Below are 22,836 nucleotides of genomic sequence, written 5' to 3'. Positions count from 1 at the left end.
GCCGCCTGGGGGGCACGCGCCCGGCCCGGGGTGTCCTTTGTGGAGGGTCAGCCCGCCCGGCCACCCGCGTGCGCCGGAGCGAGCGTCGTCGCTGCGGCCGTTAGTCCGATCAGTGCTTTCTTCGGCAAACTCACGCCCCTCTCCTGCGTGCTCCTCCCACGCTTGAGCCGGGGAAACGGTTGAGCCGCGCCAACGTTCAAGTACGTGAACGACTATCGAATCTATGTTTACTGGTCACGTATGCGTTAACTTGTCCGCCGTTGATCCCGTTCGACGGCGAGGGAGACCGCGATGCGCACCGGCCGGCTCGTTCTTGCGGCGGTACTGGGGTTGTCGCTCGCGGCACCGGCCACGGCGGTCGCGGACGCGCAGCCGTGGCGCGACGCCCGCCAGTCGCCCGACCGCCGCGCCGCGGAGCTCGTCGCCGCGATGACCCTCGACGAGAAGATCTCCCAGCTGCACCTGCAGCCCGACGCCCAGCACCAGCGGTTCGTCCCGCCCATCCCGCGTCTCGGCGTCCCCGGCTTCCGGATCGCCAACGGCCCGGCCGGGATGGGCCCGGCCGACGACAAACCGCAGAAACCGGCGACCGCGCTGCCCGCCACGATGGCGCTCGCGTCGACGTTCGACACCGATCTCGCGCGCCGCTACGGCCGCCTGATCGGCGACGAAACCCGCGCGCTCGCGCACAACGTGTCCGAAGGGCCCGACATCAACATCGCCCGCGTCCCGCGCAACGGCCGGACGTTCGAGGGCATGGGCGAGGACCCGGTGCTCGTCGGGGCCCTGGGCGCCGCCGACATCCGCGGCATCCAGGAGAACGGCACCATCGCCGAGGTCAAGCACTACGCGGCCAACAACCAGGAGACCGACCGCCACAGCATCGACGAGCACATCGACGAGCGCACCCTCAACGAGCTCTACCTGCCGCACTTCGAGCAGGCGGTCACCGAAGGCCACGCGGGCTCGGTCATGTGCGCCTACCCGAAGATCAACGGCGTCTTCACGTGCGAGAACCCGGCGCTGCTGCAGGCCAAGCTGCGCGACGACTGGGGCTTCAAGGGGTTCGTCCAGTCGGACTGGGGTGCCGCGCACAGCACCGTCGGCTCGGCGAACGCGGGCATGAACCTCGAGATGATCGACGGCACCTGGTACGGCGGCAAGATGAAGCAGGCCGTGCTCGCCGGGCAGGTCAGCGAGCAGCGCGTCGACCAGCTGCTGCTGCCGCGGTTCCGCACGATGTTCGCGTTCGGGCAGTTCGACCACCCGCCGGTGCTCACCCCGCTGTCGACCGCGCAGCACGACGCCGCCGCGAAGCAGTTCGCCGAACGCGGGATGGTGCTGCTGCGCAACGAGCACGCCCAGCTGCCGCTCGACCCCGCGGTGAAGTCGATCGCGCTGATCGGGCCGTTCGCCACCAAGGCCAAGACCGGCGGCGGAGGCAGCTCCGCCGTCATCCCGACGTCCACTGTGGACCCGTTGCCGGGGCTGCGGGCGCGGGTACCGGGGGCCGCGGTGGCGTCGGACGACGGCAGCGACCCCGCCCGGGCTGCCGCCCTGGCCGCCGGGTCCGAGGTCGCGGTCGTGATGGTCGGCGACAACGAAACCGAGGGCAAGGACCGGCCGAGCCTGGCCTTGGACGGCAACCAGGACGCGCTGGTGGCGGCGGTCGCGGCGGCGAACCCGCACACGGTGGTCGTGGTGAAGAGTGGCGGCCCGGTGCTGATGCCGTGGGTGTCGTCGGTGCCGGCGATCCTGCAGGCGTGGTACCCGGGCCAGCAGGACGGCGCGGCGGTGGCGAGCGTGCTGTTCGGCGACGTCAACCCGTCGGCGAAGCTGCCGATCACGTTCCCCGCGGCGGACGCGGACACCCCGGCGAACACGGCGGCGCGGTTCCCGGGCGTGAACGGGGTCGCGGAGTACTCGGAGGGGCTGCAGGTCGGCTACCGCTGGTTCGACGCGCAGGGCAAGGAACCGCTGTTCCCGTTCGGGTACGGCCTGTCGTACACGACGTTCGCGTTCTCGGGGCTGTCGGTGCGCTCGGCGGGCGACGGCGCGACGGCGACGTTCACGGTCCGGAACACGGGCCACCGCGCGGGAGCGGAAGTGGCCCAGCTGTACTTGGGCTTCCCGGCGGCCGCGGGTGAGCCGCCGCGGCAGCTGAAGGGGTTCTCGCGGGTGGAGCTGGCGCCGGGGCAGTCCCGCCGGGTGACGATCCAGCTGGACGCGCGCGACTTTTCGGTATGGAACGCGGGGAGCCACGCGTGGACGCCGGTGAAGGGCGGGTTCACGGTGCAGGTGGGCGACTCGTCGCGATCGCTGCCGCTGCAGGCACCACTCGTGCGCCGCTGACCGGCCGCGGCAGCCCCGTCAGGCCTTGCAGCCCGGCGCGCTCGCCGCCGCGGTCAGCAGCTCCGGGGACTCCGCCAGCGGGGCCACCGGGTCGTACGTCCCGTCGATGTCCTGCTGAGCCTGGTTCAGCGCATTCCACGCCGGGTCCTGTGAAGCCGCGTCGCCCGGCTTCGCGCCGTCCAAAGTCGTCTTCGCGTCGCGCGCGCGGTCGTGGGCCGTCGTGTACTTCCGGATGAACGCCTCGCGGACCGTCTCGGCCAGCGGCGCCGGCGCCGGCGGGAGCGCCTTCAGGCGGTCGACCACCTCGCCCGTCCGGTCCGCGAGACCGCCCAGTTCCCGGCTCAGCGCGTGCTGCGCCTCCTCGACCGAGCCCGGCGCCGAGGTTCCCGGGACCGCTTCGGTGTTGGTGCGCTTCCGGTAGTCGTGGATCGCCGAGCAGAAACCGTCCAGCCAGCTGCGCGTCGCCGGGTCCACCGTCGGTGGGGTGGCCGGCGCCGTCACCGTGACCGTCGGCGGCGGGGTCGTCGGACCGGGCTCCGAACACGCGGTCAGCAGCAGGCAGGCCCCCAGCAGGCCCGGCACGATCTTCATGGCGTCCCCTCACGGTTTGCGAGTACACGCGCGAGGGGCGCCGCCGGTTGCGTCACGCCGCGGCGAGCGTCCCGCCCAGCGCCGAGCGGCCGTCGTCGGTCAGCTCCGCGCGCGCCCACTGCCCGACCGCCACCACGCGGTCCGGCCGGATCAGCCCGGCCCGGGCCAGGTCGTGTGCCGTCGCCTGGTCGCAGCACGGCAGCCCGTCGACCCGCAGGTCCGGTTCGCAGCTGCACGTCAGCTCGGCCCGCCCGGCGCCGACCGCCCGCAGCATCGCCAATGCCCTTCTGTTCAACATGGTCGTTCCCCCTCCGTGGTGCTGTCCTGGAAGAGACGTGACCGCCGTCACCGAATACGCGGTTTTTGCGAGGTTCCCCCGAACGGTGCATGCCCGGAACGCGACGGCACCGGCCGCGACCAACGGTGGCGCGCTTCGAAACCCGCCAAGCCTGACCTTTCCAGCACGCTTTGTGACTCCTGGGACGGGAGTTACAGGCGTTCCTGCAACGCGTCCGCCGCGGCGAGCAGGTCCGCGGCCCAGCGCGCGCCCGGCTTGCGGCCGATGCGCTCGATCGGGCCGGACACCGACACCGCGGCCACGACCGTGCCCGCGGAATCGCGCACCGGCGCCGAGATGCTCGCCACCCCGGGCTCGCGCTCGGCGACGCTCTGCGCCCACCCGCGGCGCCGCACCTCCAGGAGCGTCCGCTCGCCGAAGACCGCGTCGGCCAGGATCGTGCGCTGGGTGTGCGGATCCGCCCACGCGGCGAGGACCTTCGCGCCCGAGCCGGCCGTCATCGGCAGCCGCGAGCCTACCGGGACCGTGTCCCGCAGGCCGGATGGCGGTTCCGCCGTCGCGACGCACACGCGCTGGACGCCGTCGCGGCGGTAGAGCTGCACGCTTTCGCCCGTGACGTCCCGCAGTTTCGGCAGCACCACGCCCGCCGCGTCGAGCAGCGGGTCGGTCGAACCGCCGGCCAGTTCGGCCAGCGCCGTACCGGGACGCCAGCGGCCGTCCGGACCACGGCGCAGCAGCCGGTGCACCTCGAGCCCGACCGCGAGCCGGTGCGCGGTGGCCCGGGGCAGGCCCGTCCGCGTGCACAGTTCCGCGAGGCCGCAGGGGTCGTCCGCGACCGCCTGCAGGACGGCCACTGCTTTGTCCAGTACTCCGATACCGCTATGCTGTCCCACGACCCGATACTAGCGTCCCGCACTTTGGGAAGTCCAGCATCTGGGAAAACCCTGAACTCGAGCTGCGCCCTTCCTTCGCGGCTCGCATCCGTTCCGCAGGTGCGCGCCCGAGTTCCGACGTCGAACCGTGGAAGGAGCCGGAGATGACCAGTCCGACCGGCAAGGCCCGCACGCTGGCGGAGAAGGTGTGGGAAAGCCACCTCGTGCGCCGAGGTGAAGGCGCCGAGCCGGACCTGCTCTACATCGACCTCCACCTGCTGCACGAAGTGACCAGCCCACAGGCCTTCGACGGCCTCCGGCTGGCCGGGCGGCCGGTGCGCCGCCCCGACCTGACCATCGCGACCGAGGACCACAACGTCCCGACCGTCGACATCGAGCTCCCCATCGCCGATCCGGTCTCGCGCACCCAGGTCGACACCCTTCGCCGCAACTGCAAGGAGTTCGGGGTCCGGCTGCACCCGATGGGTGACGCCGAGCAGGGCATCGTGCACGTCATCGGCCCGCAGCTCGGCCTGACGCAGCCCGGGATGACCGTGGTCTGCGGCGACAGCCACACCTCCACGCACGGCGCGTTCGGCGCCATCGCCTTCGGCATCGGCACGTCCGAGGTCGAGCACGTGCTCGCCACGCAGACGCTGCCGCTGCGTCCCTTCAAGACGATGGCGATCACCGTCGACGGCGAGCTGCGGCCCGGCGTCACGGCGAAGGACATCATCCTCGCGGTGATCGCCAAGATCGGCACCGGCGGTGGCCAGGGTTACATCCTGGAGTACCGCGGCCAGGCCATCGAGGCGCTCTCGATGGAGGCGCGGATGACCGTCTGCAACATGTCGATCGAGGCCGGCGCCCGCGCCGGGATGATCGCGCCGGACGAGACGACGTTCGCATACCTGAAGGGCCGTCCGCACGCGCCGGCCGGCGCCGACTGGGACGCGGCGGTGGAAAACTGGCGGCAGCTGCGCACCGACGAAGGTGCCGAGTTCGACGCCGAGGTGCACCTGAACGCGAGCGAGCTGACGCCGTTCGTGACCTGGGGCACCAACCCCGGCCAGGGCCTCCCGCTGGGCGCCGAGGTGCCCGACCCGGAGCAGATCCCGGACGAGAACGACCGCATCGCCGCTGAAAAGGCCCTGTCCTATATGGACCTGAAGCCCGGGACGCCGCTGCGGGAGATCTCGGTGGACACCGTCTTCCTCGGCTCCTGCACCAACGGCCGGATCGAGGACCTGCGGGCCGCCGCCGAGGTGCTGCGCGGTCGGAAAGTGGCGGACTCGGTCCGGATGCTGGTGGTTCCCGGCTCGATGCGCGTCCGCAAGGCCGCCGAGGAGGAGGGGCTCGACCAGGTCTTCACCGAGGCGGGCGCGGAGTGGCGCCAGGCCGGCTGCTCGATGTGCCTGGGCATGAACCCGGACCAGCTGAAGCCGGGCGAGCGCAGCGCGTCGACGTCGAACCGCAACTTCGAGGGCCGGCAGGGCAAGGGCGGCCGGACGCACCTCGTGTCGCCGCTGGTCGCCGCCGCGACGGCCGTGCGGGGCACGCTGTCGTCGCCGGAAGACCTGCTGACCGCCGCCCGCTGACCCACCCGAGGAGCTACCGACATGGAACCGTTCACCCAGCACACCGGCATCGGCGTCCCGCTGCGCCGGTCCAACGTGGACACCGACCAGATCATCCCGGCGGTCTACCTCAAGCGGGTGACCCGGACCGGGTTCGAGGACGGCCTGTTCGCCGCCTGGCGCGGTGACCAGGACTTCATCCTCAACACCGAGCCGTTCTCGCGGGGCAGCGTGCTGGTCGCGGGGCCGGACTTCGGCACCGGATCGTCCCGCGAGCACGCCGTCTGGGCGCTGATGGACTACGGCTTCCGGGCCGTCATCTCCGCCCGGTTCGCCGACATCTTCCGGGGCAACTCCGGCAAGGGCGGCCTGGTGGCCGCCCAGTGCGAGCAGCACGACGTCGAGCTGCTGTGGAAGCTGCTGGAGAACGAGCCCGGCACCGAGGTCACGGTCGACCTCGAGACCAAGACCGTGCGGGCCAAGGACTTCACCGCGCCCTTCCAGATCGATGACTACGTCCGCTGGCGGCTGCTGGAAGGTCTCGACGACATCGCTCTCACGTTGCGCCATGCCGGTGAGATCGACGCGTTCGAGTCGGCCCGCCCGTCCTGGAAGCCGACGACCACGCCGATCGCCGCTTCGTAGGGCTTTCGTGGGCGGAATCCCCTGCGGTGCTTGGGATTCCGCCCCTTGCGCGGTCGGCTGCGATACCACACCGAACGGCTCTCGCGGGGATCTCCCGCGAGGCGGAACCCGCCCCGGGGCAAGGGAAAGATTCCGCGTACCGTTTGGAATTTGTGCTGCCTTGGTAATACCGTGTCGCTAGTCGGCCCGACGCGGCCGTGGACGAGTACTTCCTTCTTGGAGGACTGGTATGGCCAACAAGGCCCAGCTGATCGAGGCGCTGACGGAGCGCCTGGGCGACAAGAAGGCCGCTTCCGAGGCGGTCGACGGTCTGGTCGACATCATCATCCGGACGGTCAACAAGGGTGAAAAGGTCAACATCACCGGCTTCGGGGTGTTCGAGAAGCGTGCTCGTGCCGCTCGCACCGCGCGCAACCCGCGCACCGGTGAGGCCGTGAAGGTCAAGAAGACCAACGTGCCCGCGTTCCGCGCCGGGACCACCTTCAAGGACGTCGTCTCCGGCGCGAAGAAGCTGCCGAAGGCCACGCCGGTGAAGCGCGCGACTTCCCGCGCCACCACCACGTCTTCCCGCGCGACGACGACCACGCGGGCGGCGGCGGCCAAGCCGGCGACGACGCGTTCGACGACGACGCGAACCCGCGCGACGGCGGCCCCGAAGGCGGCCACGACAACGCGCGCAACGGCGGCGAAGGCCGCTCCGGCCAAGGCGACGACGACCCGCGCGAAGGCGGCCCCGAAGCCCGCGGCGACGGCGGGGCGGACGACGGCCGCGAAGACGACGGCCGCGAAGCCCGCGGCGGCGCGGACGACCGCCGCGAAGACGACGGCGGCGAAGTCCACGACGGCCCGCAAGACCACGGCCGCCAAGGCCCCGGCCCGGCGCACCACGGCGGCGAAGAAGAGCTGACCGGCCAAAACTGTCGGACCCCTGCGGTAACGTGAAATCGGGGGTCCCCCAGGGGGTGACCCCCGCTGGGCGTAGGACTTTCACGGCAGGGCCCCACGCATCCGGTGCGTGGGGCCCTGCCGTGTTTTGCGGACTTGGTGGGGGAGAAGCGATCGGCCGTGGTCGGCCCGTGGCCGCGGAATCGGCTCGGCTTCCGGGCAATCTTGCGGGAGAGAAGCGATCCGGCTCGGGCCGCCCGATGAACCTGCGGGGGCCGGCCCGGGTGTCCGGATGGAGCCGGTGGGGAGAAGCGATCCGACTCGGGCGGACCTGCGGGGCCGGCTCGGTGTCCGGGCAACCTGGCGGGAGAGAAGCGATCCGGCTCGGGCGGCCCGATGGACCTGCGGGGGCCGGTTCGGGCGTCCGGATGGAGCCGGTGGGGGAGAAGCGATCCGCCCCCCACCTACGGAATTGGCTCGGTGCCGGAGGGCCGGTCCGCAAGCCGCCCCCTTCGAGCACCCAACCCGACTTCGCCGCCACCCCAGGCGAGCCGCCCGTCGAGCGCGGACAGCCGGCGTTACCCACTGCCAAGATCGGCCGTCCGAACGGGATCCGTGCACCACCCGCTCGGAGCACCCGCCCGGGCCGCAACCGGTTCCGCCCAATTTCGCAAAGTTGCTTGAGCGCCCGGCCGAGTGATGCCACGCTGCGTTCCTCGGGGTCCGCGTCCGGCGGTGCCCGGCGGCGCGGCGAACCTGGGGGCGACCACCATCGACATCCGGCTGCTCGGCCCGTTCCAGGCGCTCGTCGGCGGTTCGCCGGTCGTGCTGACCAGCTCCCGGCAACGCGCGCTGCTCGCGACGCTCGCCCTGTCCGCGGGCCGCCTGGTGACGATCGACGCCCTCGCGCGCGGGGTGTGGGGCGAAGCGCCGCCCGCGCACATCCGCGGCAGCCTCCAGACCTACGTCATGCGCCTGCGCCGGCTGTGCGGCGAAGACACCGTCGTCACCGAACCGGACGGGTACCGGCTGGTCGTCGACCCGTCCCGGGTGGACGCGCTGCGCTTCCTCCGCACCCTCGACCAGGCGGCCGCCTCGACCGACCCCACCCGCCGCCGCGCGCTGCTCACCGCCGCCCTCGCCGCCTGGGGCGGCACGCCCCTCGAAGGCGTCGGATCCGCCGTGCTCGCCGCCGAATGGGCGCCGCTGCTGACCGAGCGGTACCTTTTTGCCGTCGAACAGCGCATCGACCTCGACACCGGGCTCGTCCCCGACGCCCGGCTCGTCGCCGAGCTCACCGACCTCGTCGCCCAGCACCCGCTGCGGGAATCGTTGTGGGAACGGCTGGTGCGCGTCCTCGCCCGGTCCGGGCGCCGCGCCGAAGCGCTGTCCCGCTACGCCGGGCTGCGGGCTCTGCTGGCCGACGAACTGGGCGTCGAACCGGGCGAGGACCTGCGCCGCCTGCACGCCGAACTGCTCGCCGCCGACGCCGGGCCCGCCGTCCACACCGTGCCGCGCCAGCTGCCCTTCGACGTCGCCGGCTTCACTGGCCGCGGCCCCGAACTCGCCGAGCTCGACCGCCTCCCGCCCGGCGGCGCGTCCGGCATCGTCGTCATCGAAGGGACGGCCGGGGTCGGGAAGACGTCGCTGGCCGTGCACTGGTCCCACCGCGTCCGCGACCGCTTCGCCGGCGGCCAGCTGTTCCTCGACCTGCGCGGGCACTCCGCGGACACGCCGGTCACGCCCGGCGCCGCGCTGGCCGGGTTCCTGCGCGCCCTCGGCGTCCCGCCCGAAACCCTGCCTTCCACAGTGGAGGAACGCTCCGCGCTCCTGCGCAGCCGCCTCGCCGGCAGCCGCACGCTCATGCTGCTCGACAACGCCCGCGACGCCGACCAGGTCCGCCCGCTCCTGCCCGGGCCGGACAACCTCGTCGTCGTGACCAGCCGCAACCAGCTGCGCGGCCTCGTCGCCCGCGACGGCGCACGCCGGATCGCGTTGCGCTCCTTCGACGACGTCGACGCCGCCGCCCTGCTCGCCGGCAGCGTCGGGCCGCAGCGCCTCGCCGCCGAGCCGGACGCCGTCGCCGAGCTCGTCCAGCTGTGCGGCCGGCTCCCGCTGGCGCTGGCGCTGGCCGGGGAACGCGCGTCGCGGTTCTCCGGCGTCTCGCTCGCGGGGATCGTCGAAGAGCTGCGCGACCAGCGGCTGCGGCTCGACACCCTGCGCGACCCGCAAGACGCCGGCACCGACCTGCGGGCCGCGTTCTCGTGGTCGTACAAGGCGCTGCGCCCGGCCGCCGCGCGCTTCTTCCGGCTGCTGGGCCTGCACCCCGGCCACGGCTTCAGCCTGTCCTCGGCCGCCGCGCTCGCCGGCGCGAACCTGCGGGAAGCCCGCGAACTGGCCGACCAGCTCGCCGCCGCGCACCTGCTCAACCAGCCCAGCACCGACCGCTACCAGTTCCACGACCTCCTGCGCGTCTACGCCGCCGAGCTCGTCGAAACCGAGTCGAGCGCGGCCGAACGCACGGCCGCGCTGCGCCGGCTCCTCGACTGGTACCTCGCGAGCGTCGCCGAAGCGACCAAGCTCGTCCGCCCCGACCTGCTCACCGACGACATCGCGCTCGACGCCCCGCCGCTGCCGGCCGTCCCGTTCACCCAGCACGAACAGACGATCGCCTGGTACACGACCGAACGCACGGCCCTCACCGCGCTCGTCGGCATCGCCGCCGAAAACGGCTTCACCGCGCACGCGTGGAAGCTCGCCTGGCTGCTGCGCGGGTTCTTCGCCGAACGCCACGACCGCGACGACTGGATCACGACGGCCCGCACGGCCGTCACCGCCACCCGCGCCGCCGACGACAACACCGGCCTGCAGTACAGCGCCAACAACCTGGGCTCGGCGTACCTGCGCACTTTGCAGCCCGACAAGGCGCTCGAAGCCCTGGAGGAGGCGCGCGCGGCGTCGGAAAGGGGCGACGGGACGGCGCTGGCCGTGGCGATCCTGTCCAACCTGGCCGGCGCGTACTACGTCCGGGCCGAGTACGCCGAGGCCGAGCGCCACGCCCTGCAGGCGGTCCGCCTCGCTCGCGACCACGGCCAGCGGACGTTCGTGCCGCACGCCCTGCTGAACGTGAGCGCCAGCCGCATCGGCCTGCGCAACTACGACAACGCCGCCGAAGCGGCCCAGGCCGCGCACGAAGCCTTCGAAGGGCTGGGCGACCGCTACCACGCGGCGCTGGCGCTGGGGAACGTCGCCGAAGCGCTCGAAGGGGCCGGCCGGTACGACGAAGCGGAGAAGGCGGGCCTGGAAGCGCTCGCCGAGCTGAAGGACCTGAACGCCGACTACGGCACCATCGACGTCCGCATCACCCTCGGCCGCCTCAAGCTCCGCACGGGCCGCGGCGAAGAGGCGCGGCGGCATTGGGCCGAGGCGCTGAGCGTCTGCCAGCGCCTCGGCGACCCCCGCATCCCGGAGATCCAGGCCCTGCTGGCGACGGTGCCGGCAGTCGGGCCCCCGGCCCGGGATGCGCCGTACCCCTAGCCCGGCGCAGCCCAGCGGGACCCGGGACCAGTACACCAAGATCGACTGTCACGACGCTGTCGCGGGACAGCGGGGCCTCAGCGGTGGCTGGGCGAGGGCGTCGGCAGGGCGCTCGGGTAGTAGTCGGCCGCCAGGAGGAGCGGGCCGTCCTCGGCCGTCGGCGGGCGGAACGACAGGACCCAGAACGAGCCCTTCTTGCTCGGCACCACGCCGCCGCGCGCGGCGGCCAGCTCCACGCCGTCGCGGTCGGCCAGGGCGCTGACCAGGTCCGGGATCACGCCGCCCTGGCTGCACACCACCGGGGTGCCGCCGTCGCCCGCCAGCGCCAGCAGGCGCGCGACGCCCAGCACCGGGTCCGGCCAGTAGCCCTCTTCCGACAGCAGCGGCTCGTGGCGCACTTCGGTGCCGACGTCCTCGGCGACCCCGTGCACCGTCTGCACGCAGCGCAGCCGCGGCGCCGACAGCACGCGGTCGGGGCCGAACAACCCCAGCACCCGCCGCAGCGCCGACGCCTGGCGCAGCCCCGCCTCCGACAACGGCCGCAGGTCGTCGTCGCCGGTCCACTCGTCCCGCTTGCCCGCCTTCGCGTGGCGCACCAGCACCAGCGTCGTCAGGCCCACCGGCACCTCGCAGAAAGCGCGCAGCACCCGCACGTCTTCCGGCCGCGTCAGCAGCTTTTCCGCCGCCGTCGGGCCGAGCCAGCGCAGCTCGTCGACCTCGTCGTTCGCGGCGAACCCGCCGGACACGGCTTCGGCGCTGAAGTAGTCGACCGTCTTCGGCACGGTGCCGTGGCCGGTGCGCGCGGGCACCGGGTAGCGCGTCCGGGCCAGGTAGCGGCCCAGGACCGCGTCGAACCCGGTCTCCTCGCGCACTTCGCGCACGGCAGCCTCGGCGATCGTCTCGCCCGGATCGAGTTTTCCCTTCGGCAGCGACCAGTCGTCGTACCGCGGGCGGTGGACCAGGGCGACTTCCGTCACCCCTCCGGCGACGCGCCACAGCACCGCGCCGGCCGCCCGTACCTCGTGGGTCATCCGGCGGCCCCGTGCAGCTTCGCCAGTTCGAGCTGGTGGTCGCGCACCCGCGAGCCCTCTGCCGGGAACGGCGACCACTCGCCGCTCGCGGTCAGCACCCAGCACCGCGTCGCGGGGTCGAGCGCCGAGTCGAAGATGTCGTCGAGCTGCGCGGTCAGCTTCGGGTCCTTGACGCGCACCAGCGCCTCGATCCGCCGGTCGAGGTTGCGGTGCATCATGTCCGCGCTGCCGATCCAGTGCGTGCCGCCGGCGCGGAAGTTGAAGATCCGCGAGTGCTCCAGGAACCGGCCGAGGATCGACCGGACGTGGATGTTCTCCGACAGCCCTTCGACACCGGGCTTGAGGGTGCAGATCCCGCGCACCACGATCTCGACCCGCACCCCGGCCTGCGACGCGTGGTAGAGCGCGTCGATGACCTGCTCGTCGACCAGCGAGTTGCACTTGATCCGGATCCCGGCGTCCTGCCCGGCCCGCGCCAGCTCGATCTCCTCGCCGATCGCGCGCACGATGCCGCGGCGGATGCCGTGCGGCGACGTCAGTATCGTCCGGTAGGTGTCCTGCCGCGAGTAGCCGGTGAGCACGTTGAACAGGTCGGTGACGTCCGCGCCGATGCTCGGGTCGGCGGTGAACAGGCCGATGTCCTCGTAGAGCCGCGCGGTCTTCGGGTTGTAGTTGCCGGTGCCGATGTGGCAGTAGCGGCGGATGGTCGAGCCCTCCTGGCGCACGATCATCGACACCTTGCAGTGCGTCTTCAGCCCGACCAGGCCGTACACGACGTGCACACCCGCGCGCTCCAGCGTGCGCGCCCAGGTGATGTTGGCCTGCTCGTCGAACCGTGCCTTGATCTCGACCAGCGCGACGACCTGCTTGCCCGCCTCGGCGGCGTCGATCAGCGCGTCGACGATCGGCGAGTCACCGGACGTCCGGTACAGCGTCTGCTTGATCGCGAGGACCTTCGAGTCGGCCGCCGCCTGCTCGATGAACCGCTGCACGCTCGTGGAGAACGAGTCGTAGGGGTGGTGCACGAGCACGTCACCCTCGCGCAGCGTCGCGAAAACGCTCTTCGGCGTCTCGCGCTCGCCGAACGCCGGGTGCGTCGCCGGCACGAACGGCCGGTCCTTCAGCTCCTTGCGGTCCACACTGGACAGCTGGTGCAGGCAGGTCAGGTCGAGCAGGCCGGGCACCTCGACGACGTCCGCCGGGTCGACGTCGAGCTCGCGCAGCAGCAGCTCGAGCATGTGCTCGCTCATGTCCTGCGCGACCTCGAGGCGCACCGGCGGGCCGAACCGGCGCTGGGCCAGCTCGCGCTCGAGGGCCTGCAGGAGGTCTTCGTCGCGGTCTTCGTCGACCTCGAAGTCGGCGTTGCGGGTGACGCGGAAGACGTGGTGCTCGGTGACGTCCATGCCGGTGAACAGCTCGCCGAGGTGGGCGGCGATGAGCTCTTCGAGGGGCAGGAACGTCGCCGTCCGGCTGGTGCGCTCGGTCTCGACGCGCATCAGGCGTGGCACGTTGCTCGGCACCTTGACACGCGCGAAGCGCTCGGTGCCGCCCTCCGGGTCGCGGACCGTGACGGCGAGGTTGAGCGAAAGGCCCGAAATGTACGGGAACGGGTGCGCCGGGTCGACGGCCAGCGGCGTCAGCACCGGGAAGATCTGCTCGGAGAAGTAGCTGGACAGCCGGAGCTGGTCGGCGCCGGAGAGGTCGGCCCAGCCGACGATGTGGATGTCGTGCTCGGCCAGCTGCGGGCGCAGGTGCTTCTCGAACGCGCCGGTCTGCCGCTCGACCAGGTCCTGGTTGCGCTTGGCGATGTAGTCGAGCTGTTCGCGCGGGGTGAGCCCGTCCGCGCTGCGCACCAGCAGGCCGGTCTCGTCGCGGCGCTTCAGGCCGGCGACGCGGACCATGTAGAACTCGTCCAGATTGGACGCGAAGATGGCGAGGAACTTCGCCCGTTCGAGCAGCGGCTGCGACTCGTCCTCGGCCAGCGCGAGCACGCGGGCGTTGAAGTCCTGCCAGGAGAGCTCGCGGTTGAAGTACCGGTCGTCCGGCAGCGTCTCGACGGCGGTCGGCGCGGCGGTGACCGCGGGCGGCGCGGACGGGACGGCCCGGAACTCCTCGGGGCCGCGCGGGTTGCCCTGCGCGGAGCTGCGGCGCCGGTTCGTGGCGGGGGTGGCCGCGGCGGCGGTGGTCTTGCGGGTCCTGGCCTTGCCGGCGGTGGCACGGGCCGCGGTGTCGCGCGCGGTGGACTTCGACGGGACCTTCTTGGCGGTGGTCGCCTTCTTCGCCGTCTCCGAAGATCCGCTCGCCGGGTTCCGTCGCCTCCGCTGTGCGGGCGTGCCGCCGTCTTCTGTGCTCACGGACCCCATTGTTCACCAAGCCCCGCCGAATTGCGCAGGCCGCGGTGAAGGTCAGGTGAACAGCTCCGCGGTGTGTTTCCCGACACCCAGGGTTTTGACGTGGGCGAGGTCTTCGGGGGTATCGACGTCGCTGCGCAGGCTCGGCAGTTTTTTCCGGAGCGGGACGGCGCCGGAGGCTTGGTGGTGCTGGGCCGATCCGGGGCCGAAGCGGGGATCGAGGGGTGCGCCGGGCGCGGACAGGAGGAGGGTGGTGCCGGTGCCTTGGCGGTCGGCGACGAAGGCCCGCCGGTTGTCGCTTTCGGCGATGGCGTCGGTGAGGTCGATGGCTCGCAGAGCGGGGAGATCGGCTTGCAGCGCCCCGACGACGGCGTGCGGATCGTCCCGCCGGAGCAGGTCGGCACCGTGCCGGAAGGCGGCGTTGAGGGACTTTTCGGCGGGCTCGGCGACGATCTCGATCCCGAGCTCCCCGAGCTCGGCCAGGGCGGCCGGATCGGCGGCGACGAGCAGCACGCGCCGCACCCGCGCGGTCGAGGTGACGGCGGCGAGGGTGTCAGCGGCCAGCGCGAGGACAAGCCCAGGGTGCCGCTCGGGCGCGACGGCCCCACGCAGCCGCGACTTGCCGTCGCGGGGGTGTTTCATCGGCACGACCAGGTCCACGTCCACGTGTCCATCTTTACCCGAAATGGCGGGTGGGTGTCGGCGGGAGGGGCGGGTTGTCCACAGGTGATGGGTGTTGTGGACAAGTCGGGGGTGGTGGGGTGGTTCGGCGGGGTTTTGGTCGGTTGGGGGCGGTAGCTTCGAGACGGGGTGGCCCCCAGGGAGGGTGGGCCTGGTTGGTGGGGGATGGCGGGTGGTTCGCGGAAAAACGGGCTGGGCCTGCGACCGGCGGTTGGGTTGGGCATGGGCGGTGCGTGGCGTGGGTTTCGTCCGGAGGGCTGGGTGCTTGGGCTGGTCGGGCCATGGGACCTCGCTAAGCCTCGCGGTTCGGTCGGTGCCGGTGCATGGCGCGGTGGCGCCGCGCTGATGGCTGGGAGAGCGGCTCGGCCGGCGAGCTGGAGCCGCGAGTGAGAGCCCATCGACCCTGCGCGGCCGAGCCGGCGCCTGCGGAGTCTGAGCCCGTCGAGCGATGTCCGGCCCGGCGACCCCTGCGCCAGGTCGCGATGAACCAGGCACCCGGCCGAAGCGCCGCTCCCACCCCGCCCACCCCGGGAACCCGGCGCCAGGTTTCGAGGAGCCCGGCACCTGCCTGGCCGAGCCATGCCCCGGCCCGGTCAGCCCGCGGCGCCCAGCCGACCCGCGGCCCCCGAACCCGGCCCTGACCACTGCCGATCACCCGCTGATCACCGGCCAAGGACACCCTCCCTGGACTGCCCTCACCCCGGCGCGGCAGGATCTGGGGGAGCTGACGTGGAGGAGGAGATCGTGGCCCGGCGTGAGAAGGGCGGCTTCTGGGTGGGGCTGGCCGCCGTACTGTTCTACCCGCTCACCGGCATTGCCCGGCGGGTCTACGTCGGGGCCGAGAAGATTCCGCGGCAAGGGCCCGCGCTGCTCGTCATGAACCACATCTCGCACCTCGACCCCGTTGTCGACGCCGTCTTCGTGCACCGGCAGAAGCGCGTCCCGCGGTTCCTCTTCAAGGAGAGCCTGAAGCGCGCGCCGATCCTCGGACCGATCGTCTCCAGGTCCGGGCAGATCCCCGTCTCGCGCGGGTCCGCCGCCGCCGGGGACAGCCTCAAGGCCGCGCACCAGGCCCTCGAAGAAGGCAAGATCGTCGTCATCTACCCCGAGGGCACCATCACCAAGGACCCCGCCGGCTGGCCGAAGGAGTCCTTCACCGGCGCCGCCCGGCTCGCGCTGCAGAACGACGTCCCCATCATCCCGATCGCGCGCTGGGGCACCAACCAGATCTTCAACGGCTACACCAAGAAGTTCACGCCCTTCCCGCGCAAGACGATCACGCACTCCGTCGGCGACCCGATCGACCTGTCCGCCTACCGCGGCGGCAACACCCGCAGCGCGTCGAAGCTGCGCGAGGTCACCAAGGTCATGATGGACGAGGTCACCCGCCTGCTCGGCGAGATCCGCCACGAAGAACCGCCGTCGGCGAAGCCGGGGGATCCCGTCTGATGCGCGCCGACGTCCAGCGGGTCACCGTGCTCGGGGCCGGCTCGTGGGGCACCGCCTTCGCGAAGGTGCTCGGCGACGCCGGCCGCGATGTCACCCTGTGGGCGCGCCGCGAGCAGGTCGCCGAAGACATCCGCGAGCGGCACGTCAACAGCGCCTACCTGCCCGGCGTCGGCCTGCCGGAGAACATCACCGCCACCAGCGATCCGGCGAACGCCCTCGACGGCGCTCAAGCCGTCGTGCTGGGCGTCCCCAGCCAGAGCCTGCGGGAGAACCTCTCGGCGTGGCGCCCCCTGCTTCCGCCCGACGCGATCCTCGTCAGCCTCGCCAAGGGCGTCGAGCTCGGCACGCTCAAGCGGATGAGCGAGGTCATCGGGGAGATCGTCGGGATCGACGCCGGCGACGTCGTCGTCGTCACCGGGCCCAACCTCTCCAAGGAGATCGCCGCCGGGCAGCCGGCCGCGGCGGTGCTCGCCTGCGCCGACCACGAACGCGCCGTCGCGATCCAGCGCGCCTGCGCCAACTCCTACTTCCGCCCGTACACCAACACCGATGTCGTCGGCTGCGAACTCGGCGGTGCCTGCAAGAACGTCATCGCGCTCAGCACCGGCATGGCCGCGGGCCTGGGCCTGGGCACCAACACGATGGCGACGCTCATCACCCGCGGCCTGGCCGAGATGGCCCGCCTCGGCGCGAAGCTGGGCGCCGACCCGCTGACCTTCGCCGGGCTCGCCGGCGTCGGCGACCTGGTCGCGACCTGCTCGTCGCCGCTTTCGCGCAACCGGACCTTCGGCGAGCGCCTCGGCCGCGGCGAGACGCTCGAACAGGCGCAGGCGGCGGCGGGCGGGCAGGTCGCCGAGGGCGTCATGTCGTGCTCGTCGATCCGGGCGCTGGCCCAGAGCGTCGGTGTCGACATGCCGATCACCGACGCGATGCACCGGGTCTGCCACGAGGGCGTCGACCCGCGGCAGGCGGGCGCGGAGCTGCTGGGCCGGTCGCAGAAGCACGAGTGGTCCTGATCTCCCGGCAGCTGGGACGGCTTGACCGGGCCGGGGGCGATGCGGAACTCTGGTCGCCATGTTCGCGTACGAGATGACTGAGCTGCGGGGCCGCACGGGCCTTCGCGCCGTCATGTGCGCGTGTCGCTGTTGTCGGTGAACCCCGCCCCGGCCCAGCTCGACACCCCTTTTCTCCCGTGAGGACCCTCATGTTCGCCGTTCCGGACAACACCCTGCTGCGTCCCGAAAACCCCGCGCTGCGCCACCCGGTGCGCGTCGCGCTGGAGGTCGCCGCCGACCGCGACCGCTGGAAGCACCTGCTGCGCTACGACCCCGAAGAGCGCTTCGCGGCGCTCGTCGAGAAGGACGAGCAGCAGGAGGTCTGGCTGATGAGCTGGCTGCCCGGCCAGCGCACCGACCTGCACGACCACGCGTTCGCCAGTGGCGCGTTCACGCTGGTCAGCGGCCGGTTGACGGAGGCGGTGGCCCGCCGCGCGCCGGACGGCCGCGCGGTCACCGAGCTGCACGCGCTCTCGGCGGGGCAGTCGCGGGTGTTCGGCCCGGGGTACGTCCACGAGGTGCGCAACGACGGCCCGGACCCGGCGATCTCGGTGCACGTCTACCGCGACGCGGGCCGCGCGATGCGCCCGTACCACCTGGACGCGCTGGGCGGCCCGGTCCTGGACTGAACCACTCAGTCCAGGTCGCCGCGGGCGCGGAACTCGCGCTCGATCGCCGCCCGGTCCGCGCCGGACGCCAGCAGCGCGTGCAGCAGGATCCGCGCCTTGCGCGCGTCCAGCCAGCCGGCCATCGTCGCGCCCATCGCGATCAGGCTCGACTCCGAGCCGTGGAAGCCGTACGTCGACCGCAGCGTCGGGCCGGCGCCCGTCCGCGAAGCCACGACCACCGGCAGGTCGGAGACCAGCCGCGAGAGCACGTCGGCCGTGCCGGCGGACACGTGTCCCACACCGGTCGCCGCGACCACGATCCCGCGCACATCGGGCTGCGTGGCCGCGTGCGCGAGCACCGCCCCCGAGTCGTCCAGACCGGTTTCGACCACCGGGACCAGCCCCGAAAAGTCCGTCCCGGCCAGCGCGGGCAGCCGCGGCGGCGACGGGTGGAACCAGTGCACGGCGTGCTCGACGACCATGCCGAGCGGACCCGCCGGCGCCGACGAAAACGCTTCCAGGTGGCTCGAGTGCGCCTTCCGCACCCAGCGCGCCGCGTGGACGTCGTCGTTCAGCGTCACCAGCACGCCCCGGCCGCGGCTGCGCGGGTCGGCCGCCACGGTCAGCGCGTTCCGGAGGTTGGCCGGGCCGTCCGGGCTGAGCAGCCCCGCGTGGCGCATCGCCCCGGTGACCACGACCGGGACGTCCGACGGCCAGGTCAGCTCCAGGAAGTAGGCCGTCTCCTCCAGGGTGTCCGTGCCCTGGACGACGACGAACCCGTCGGCGTCCTGCCGCAGCCCCCACTCGCGGCACCGCAGCAGCGTCGCGAAGTCCAGCGACGCGCTGCCGATGCCGGCCAGCGTCTCGGCCAGGACGTCCATCGGCAGGTCGCCGAGGCCGCCGAGCAGATCGGCCGCGCCGAGCCGCGGCACCGCACCGCTTTCTCCGGGCACCGGGGCCATGGAGATGGTTCCGCCGAGGGTGGCGACCGCGATCAAGGGCATGCGCCCACCCTATTCAGCCGGTCTTGACGGCCTGGAGCGTGTAGCTCGCGGCCACCCGCGACGGCGTGTCCGTCATCCGCCACTCGTCCGTGGCCTCGTCCCGCGTCATCTGCCCGGGGATCGCGTTCCACGGCACGCTGTCGTGCTCGGTGAACCCGGTCAGCGTCAGGCCGTTGTCCAGCAGTGCCGTGATGATCTCGCCCAGCGAGTGGTTCCACGAGTGGCTGACGCTGTTCTCCAGCTTCCGCTCCACCTTGACGTACGTCTCGGGTTCGTCGAACACCAGCGGTTCGGCGTGCTCGAAGTAGGGATACCGCGGCACCGCCGGGTTCGCCGTCTCGTCGAGCGCCCACAGCATCGGGTGCCCTTCGCGGACGAACAGCCGGCCGCCGGGCCGCAGCAGGCCGGCGACCACCGCCGCCCAGCCCGCGATCGAGGGCAGCCAGCACAACGCGCCGATCCCGGTGTAGACCAGGTCGAACCGCCCGGCGCCGAGCACTTCCACGGCGTCGTAGACGTTGGCCTCGTGGAAGTCGATCTCGGCGTTCGTGGCGGACGCGAACCGCCGCGCTTCTTCCAGCGCCCGGCCGGAGAAGTCCAAGCCCGTCACGGAGGCGCCCAGCCGGGACAGGGAAACCGTGTCCGTTCCGATGTGGCATTGGAGGTGCGCCGCGCGCACCCCGCCGAGGTCGCCCAGGCGCGGCCGGTCGAACCGCACGACCCCGCTCAGGTGCTCCGGATCCGAAACGTAGGTCTCGAAGCCGTAGTCCGGCGACGCCGCGTGCAGCACCGCGCGTTCGTCCCAGTTGGCCTTGTTGACGGCGAACGAATCCGTCACGACGTCGCGGCTCGTTCGGCCGCGCTGCGCAGGACGCAGAACTCGTTGCCCTCGGGGTCGGCGAGCACGGCCCAGCCGGTGCCGTCGGCGTTTCGGCGGTCGTCGACCAGCGTCGCGCCCAGGCCGAGGATGCGCTCCACCTCGTCGTCGCGCGGGCCGTCCGGCTGGAGGCACACGTGGAGGCGGTTCTTGACCGTCTTCGGTTCGGGGACGCGCAGGAACAGCATGTCGATGCCGCCCTCGAGCGCGATGCCGCACTCGTCGTCGCCGGGCTGGTCCTCTGCAGGGACCGGTTTTCCGGTGACTTCGCTCCAGAACTGGCACAGCTTGTACGGGTCGGCGCAGTCGACGGACACATGCAGGACGGACGACGGCATGGCTCTCCTCGGGCAGACGGCTGCTCCCGAGTCTGGCCGAGCCCCCGGACGAGCGCGACCGGATTACGACGCCAGCGCGAGGCCCGCCGTCCGGTGCACGCGGCGGCTGTCGTCGACGATGAGGATCTCGCAGTCCGGCCGGTCGGCCGCCCACGTGATGCCCTCGGTGCCCATCGCGAACGCCGCCGTCGCCAGCGCGTCCGCGGTGACCAGGTCGCGGGCCATGACCGTGACGCTCAGCAGCCCGGTCGCCGGCGCGCCCGACCGGCCGTCGAGGATGTGCGAGCCGCGCTCGTAGGCCGCCGACGTCGCGATGGCGCCGTTGCGCGACTCCACCACCGCGCACACGGCCAAGGGCTGCTCGGGGTGCCGCACGCCGACCCGCCACGGCCGTCCGGGCCGCGGCTCGCCGGCGGTGACGACGTCGCCGCCGGCGTTGAGGCAGAACGTCGTCGCGCCGTCGGCCTTGAGCATGTCGGCGGCGCGCTGCACCGCCCAGCCCTTCACCACCGCGCACGGGTCGAGGCCGCGGCCGGGCAGCCGCGCGCGGAACGCGCCGCCGGACAGCTGCTCGTAGTAGGCGCACAGCTCCAGCACTTCGAGGAGGTCGTCGCTCAGTTCGGCCGCCGTCAGCTCGCCGCGGTCGTACCGGCTGACCTCGCTGTCCTCCTTGAAGGGGCTGAACTTCGCGTCGACGTCGCGGAACCAGGCGAACACGTCGTCGACGATCTCGGCGAAGTCGCCTTCGTCCCGCAAATCGAGGGAGATCGGCAGGCCCATCACCTGCTCCACGCGCGTGGTCATCTGCTGCCCCGCGCGTCGATGGCCGCCCGCAGCGACGTCTTGTAGGACTCGCTCGTCTCGGTCGCCCCGGTGATCGTGTCGATGTCGGCGCTCTGGGCCTTGATCGCTTCTTCCTGCAGGCGCGGCAACGCGGTGAGCGCGCGGCCGTCGTCCGGGGCCTGCAGCAGCGTGACCGCGACCATCCGGGCGCCGGTGAACGTCACCTGGACCTGGACGGTGCCGTAGGTGCTCGACTCGGGCGTGCCCTGCGTGGTGACTGTCGCGTTCGCACTGTCCGGAGTGGACGGAGCGGCGCCGGTAGACGCCGGGGGAGCCGGGGCGGTGGATGGCGCGGCGACGCTGGGCGGCGGCGCGGCGACGGCGGTGTTGTGCACCGGCCCCGGCTCGAACCGCCAGACCGCGATGAACCCCGCGATCGACAGCGCGACGACGAAAATGGTCTTCTTCACGAGAGAATCCCCTTAGGCCGCAAGGCTGAAGCGTTCGGCGTGGACCTGGGTCTTCGGCACCTTCAGCTCGCGCAGGCTGCGCAGCACGGCCGACGTCATCCCCGGCGGGCCGCAGACGAACACGTCCCGTTCATGCACGTCCGGCACCATCATGTGCAGGTTCGCCGGGCCGAGCATCGTGCCGCGCGGGCCGACCGCCTGGTCCGGTCCCGTGAGGACGCTGATGACGGCGCCGCGGGCCTTGGCCAGCCCGTTCAGCTCGGGCAGCAGCACCGCGTCGGCCTGCGTGCGCACCCGGTAGAGCACGACGACGTGGCCGTCGATGTCCTCCAGCAGCGCGCGGATCGGCGTGATGCCGACGCCGCCCGCCACGAGCAGCGCGTTGGGCCGCCGCTGGTGGATCGTCGTGAACGCGCCGTACGGGCCTTCGGCGAACACGCGCGTCCCGACCTTCAGGCTGCGCAGCCCGGCGCTGGAGTCGCCCAGCGCCTTGGCGGTCAGCCGCAGCGTGCGGCCGTCGGGTGCGGCCGACAGGGAGAAGGGGTTGGCCTGCCACCAGCGGTCCTTCGTCAGGAACCGCCACAGGAAGAACTGGCCCGCCCGCGCCGGCATCTTGTCGAGGTGTTTGCCGGTCATGTACACCGAAACCACGTCCGGGGCCTCGGATACGACCGCGGTCACGCGCAGCTGGTGGCGCAGGTTCCGCCACAGCGGGAGCACGACGCGCCCGGCGAGCACGGCGGCGCCGGCGCCCAGCCAGAGCGTCCACCAGTAGGTCTTCGCCGTCTCCGAACCGGCGAACGACTGGCCCAGCGCGATCTGGTGGGTGAACGCCAGCAGCACCGCGGCGTAGGTGTAGAGGTGGATGAAGTGCCACGTCTCGTAGGCGAGCCGCTTGCGCGCGAACTTCGCCGAAACCGCCCCGACGATCAGGATCACGGCGAACGCGACGAGCGCCCGCAGGATGCCTTCGAGGGTGTTGGCCATCTCGACCAGCTCGTCGACGACGCCCTTGCTCGACACCTCGGCGTAGCCGAACGCGATGAACACCAGGTGCGCCAGCAGGGTCCACAGGATCGTGAAGCCGGTCCAGCGGTGCCACGTCGTGAGCCGGTCCATCCCGATCCGCCGGTCCAGCCAGGGCAGCCGCGCGACGAGCAGCAGCTGGACCGCCATGGCCAGCGCGCCGTACATGCCGGCGAGCCGGCCGATGCTGATCAGCACGTTCTGCGACAGGCCGGCCTGCGCGAACAGCGCCGTGACGGCCCCCACGTTGGCGCCCAGGAAGAGGAAGAGGCCGGATTTCGCGGCGATCCGGGGGCGGATCGCCGGGCGCGTGGCCTCGGCGGTCTGCGTCATGGTGGTCACACGGATCCCCTTCGGTTTCGGTTCACGAAGGCCAGACTCGCCACGGACCCTGTGGCGAGTCTGG

20 protein-coding genes are annotated in these 22,836 nt (G+C 72.3%); 8 read left to right on the top strand and 12 right to left on the bottom strand.

The features are described 5' to 3' along the window. The first annotated feature begins 291 nt into the window (after positions 1–291). Positions 292–2,352: a glycoside hydrolase family 3 C-terminal domain-containing protein gene (locus ACZ7OH_RS20640; RefSeq protein ID WP_470282215.1), complete on the top strand. Its 2,061-nt coding sequence runs from the start codon at positions 292–294 to the stop codon at positions 2,350–2,352. Positions 2,353–2,370: 18 nt separating this feature from the next. Here the strand turns inward: ACZ7OH_RS20640 and ACZ7OH_RS20635 are convergent, their stop codons facing one another. The 3 genes from ACZ7OH_RS20635 to ACZ7OH_RS20625 all read right to left on the bottom strand — a co-directional run bounded on the left by ACZ7OH_RS20635 (position 2,371) and on the right by ACZ7OH_RS20625 (position 4,134). After that, the gene (locus ACZ7OH_RS20635) at positions 2,371–2,943 is read right to left on the bottom strand and encodes a hypothetical protein (RefSeq protein ID WP_470282214.1); all 573 of its coding nucleotides are present in this window, start codon (positions 2,941–2,943) and stop codon (positions 2,371–2,373) included. Positions 2,944–2,995: 52 nt separating this feature from the next. Then, complete coding sequence (locus tag ACZ7OH_RS20630) at positions 2,996–3,241, bottom strand: hypothetical protein (RefSeq protein WP_400903325.1); 246 nt, start codon at positions 3,239–3,241, stop codon at positions 2,996–2,998. 191 nt (positions 3,242–3,432) lie between these two features. Further along, positions 3,433–4,134 (bottom strand): IclR family transcriptional regulator, encoded by a 702-nt coding sequence (locus tag ACZ7OH_RS20625; protein ID WP_051183801.1) that lies wholly within the window; start codon positions 4,132–4,134, stop codon positions 3,433–3,435. A 143-nt stretch (positions 4,135–4,277) separates the two neighbouring features. Between ACZ7OH_RS20625 and leuC the strand changes: the two genes are divergently transcribed. The 4 genes from leuC to ACZ7OH_RS20605 all read left to right on the top strand — a co-directional run bounded on the left by leuC (position 4,278) and on the right by ACZ7OH_RS20605 (position 10,757). Next, positions 4,278–5,711: a 3-isopropylmalate dehydratase large subunit gene (leuC, locus tag ACZ7OH_RS20620; RefSeq protein WP_400903329.1), complete on the top strand. Its 1,434-nt coding sequence runs from the start codon at positions 4,278–4,280 to the stop codon at positions 5,709–5,711. A gap of 21 nt (positions 5,712–5,732) precedes the next feature. Then, complete coding sequence (gene leuD, locus ACZ7OH_RS20615) at positions 5,733–6,335, top strand: 3-isopropylmalate dehydratase small subunit (RefSeq protein ID WP_470282213.1); 603 nt, start codon at positions 5,733–5,735, stop codon at positions 6,333–6,335. A gap of 229 nt (positions 6,336–6,564) precedes the next feature. Further along, positions 6,565–7,242: an HU family DNA-binding protein gene (locus tag ACZ7OH_RS20610; protein ID WP_470282212.1), complete on the top strand. Its 678-nt coding sequence runs from the start codon at positions 6,565–6,567 to the stop codon at positions 7,240–7,242. A gap of 713 nt (positions 7,243–7,955) precedes the next feature. After that, complete coding sequence (locus ACZ7OH_RS20605) at positions 7,956–10,757, top strand: AfsR/SARP family transcriptional regulator (protein ID WP_470282211.1); 2,802 nt, start codon at positions 7,956–7,958, stop codon at positions 10,755–10,757. A 77-nt stretch (positions 10,758–10,834) separates the two neighbouring features. On the opposite strand, the gene ACZ7OH_RS20600 is transcribed toward ACZ7OH_RS20605, so the two are convergent. From ACZ7OH_RS20600 to cofC, 3 genes are read right to left on the bottom strand one after another with little or no spacing between them, the layout of a single operon-like run. Then, positions 10,835–11,788, bottom strand: a complete 954-nt coding sequence (locus tag ACZ7OH_RS20600) for an NUDIX hydrolase (RefSeq protein WP_470282210.1) — start codon at positions 11,786–11,788, stop codon at positions 10,835–10,837. After that, positions 11,785–14,151, bottom strand: coding sequence for an RNA degradosome polyphosphate kinase (locus ACZ7OH_RS20595; RefSeq protein WP_470282209.1), 2,367 nt, complete (start codon positions 14,149–14,151; stop codon positions 11,785–11,787). The genes ACZ7OH_RS20600 and ACZ7OH_RS20595 overlap by 4 nt, the downstream gene beginning before the upstream one ends. A 42-nt stretch (positions 14,152–14,193) precedes the next feature. Next, complete coding sequence (cofC, locus tag ACZ7OH_RS20590) at positions 14,194–14,805, bottom strand: 2-phospho-L-lactate guanylyltransferase (protein ID WP_470282208.1); 612 nt, start codon at positions 14,803–14,805, stop codon at positions 14,194–14,196. 744 nt (positions 14,806–15,549) lie between these two features. Between cofC and ACZ7OH_RS20585 the strand changes: the two genes are divergently transcribed. The 3 genes from ACZ7OH_RS20585 (at position 15,550) to ACZ7OH_RS20575 (ending at position 17,953) form a co-directional block, all read left to right on the top strand. After that, entirely contained in the window at positions 15,550–16,269 is a 720-nt protein-coding gene (locus tag ACZ7OH_RS20585; RefSeq protein WP_470282207.1) for a lysophospholipid acyltransferase family protein, read from the top strand. Beyond that, a complete protein-coding gene (locus ACZ7OH_RS20580; protein ID WP_470282206.1) occupies positions 16,269–17,285 on the top strand; it encodes an NAD(P)H-dependent glycerol-3-phosphate dehydrogenase in 1,017 nt (338 codons plus the stop codon). The genes ACZ7OH_RS20585 and ACZ7OH_RS20580 overlap by 1 nt, the downstream gene beginning before the upstream one ends. A 188-nt stretch (positions 17,286–17,473) precedes the next feature. Further along, positions 17,474–17,953, top strand: a complete 480-nt coding sequence (locus ACZ7OH_RS20575; RefSeq protein ID WP_470282205.1) for a cysteine dioxygenase — start codon at positions 17,474–17,476, stop codon at positions 17,951–17,953. A gap of 5 nt (positions 17,954–17,958) precedes the next feature. Here ACZ7OH_RS20575 and ACZ7OH_RS20570 read toward each other — a convergent pair whose 3' ends face one another. From ACZ7OH_RS20570 to ACZ7OH_RS20545, 6 genes are all read right to left on the bottom strand, one after another. Continuing rightward, positions 17,959–18,936: an asparaginase gene (locus ACZ7OH_RS20570; protein WP_470282204.1), complete on the bottom strand. Its 978-nt coding sequence runs from the start codon at positions 18,934–18,936 to the stop codon at positions 17,959–17,961. Positions 18,937–18,949: 13 nt separating this feature from the next. After that, complete coding sequence (locus ACZ7OH_RS20565) at positions 18,950–19,774, bottom strand: class I SAM-dependent methyltransferase (RefSeq protein ID WP_470282203.1); 825 nt, start codon at positions 19,772–19,774, stop codon at positions 18,950–18,952. After that, the gene (locus tag ACZ7OH_RS20560) at positions 19,771–20,151 is read right to left on the bottom strand and encodes a VOC family protein (protein ID WP_470282202.1); all 381 of its coding nucleotides are present in this window, start codon (positions 20,149–20,151) and stop codon (positions 19,771–19,773) included. The genes ACZ7OH_RS20565 and ACZ7OH_RS20560 overlap by 4 nt, the downstream gene beginning before the upstream one ends. A 63-nt stretch (positions 20,152–20,214) precedes the next feature. Next, a complete protein-coding gene (locus ACZ7OH_RS20555) occupies positions 20,215–20,955 on the bottom strand; it encodes an FAD:protein FMN transferase (protein WP_470282201.1) in 741 nt (246 codons plus the stop codon). Further along, the gene (locus ACZ7OH_RS20550; RefSeq protein WP_470282200.1) at positions 20,952–21,404 is read right to left on the bottom strand and encodes an FMN-binding protein; all 453 of its coding nucleotides are present in this window, start codon (positions 21,402–21,404) and stop codon (positions 20,952–20,954) included. Before ACZ7OH_RS20550 ends, ACZ7OH_RS20555 begins: the two co-directional genes overlap by 4 nt. Positions 21,405–21,416: 12 nt before the next feature. Beyond that, positions 21,417–22,763 carry a ferredoxin reductase family protein gene (locus ACZ7OH_RS20545; protein WP_470282260.1) on the bottom strand — a complete coding sequence of 449 codons (1,347 nt, stop codon included), beginning with the start codon at positions 22,761–22,763 and terminating at the stop codon, positions 21,417–21,419. Positions 22,764–22,836: the final 73 nt, after the last annotated feature.

Source organism: Amycolatopsis sp. NPDC114478, from assembly GCF_055633805.1.
Note: the sequence above shows the minus strand (reverse complement) of the source record. Positions and strands in the feature narration are given on the sequence as shown.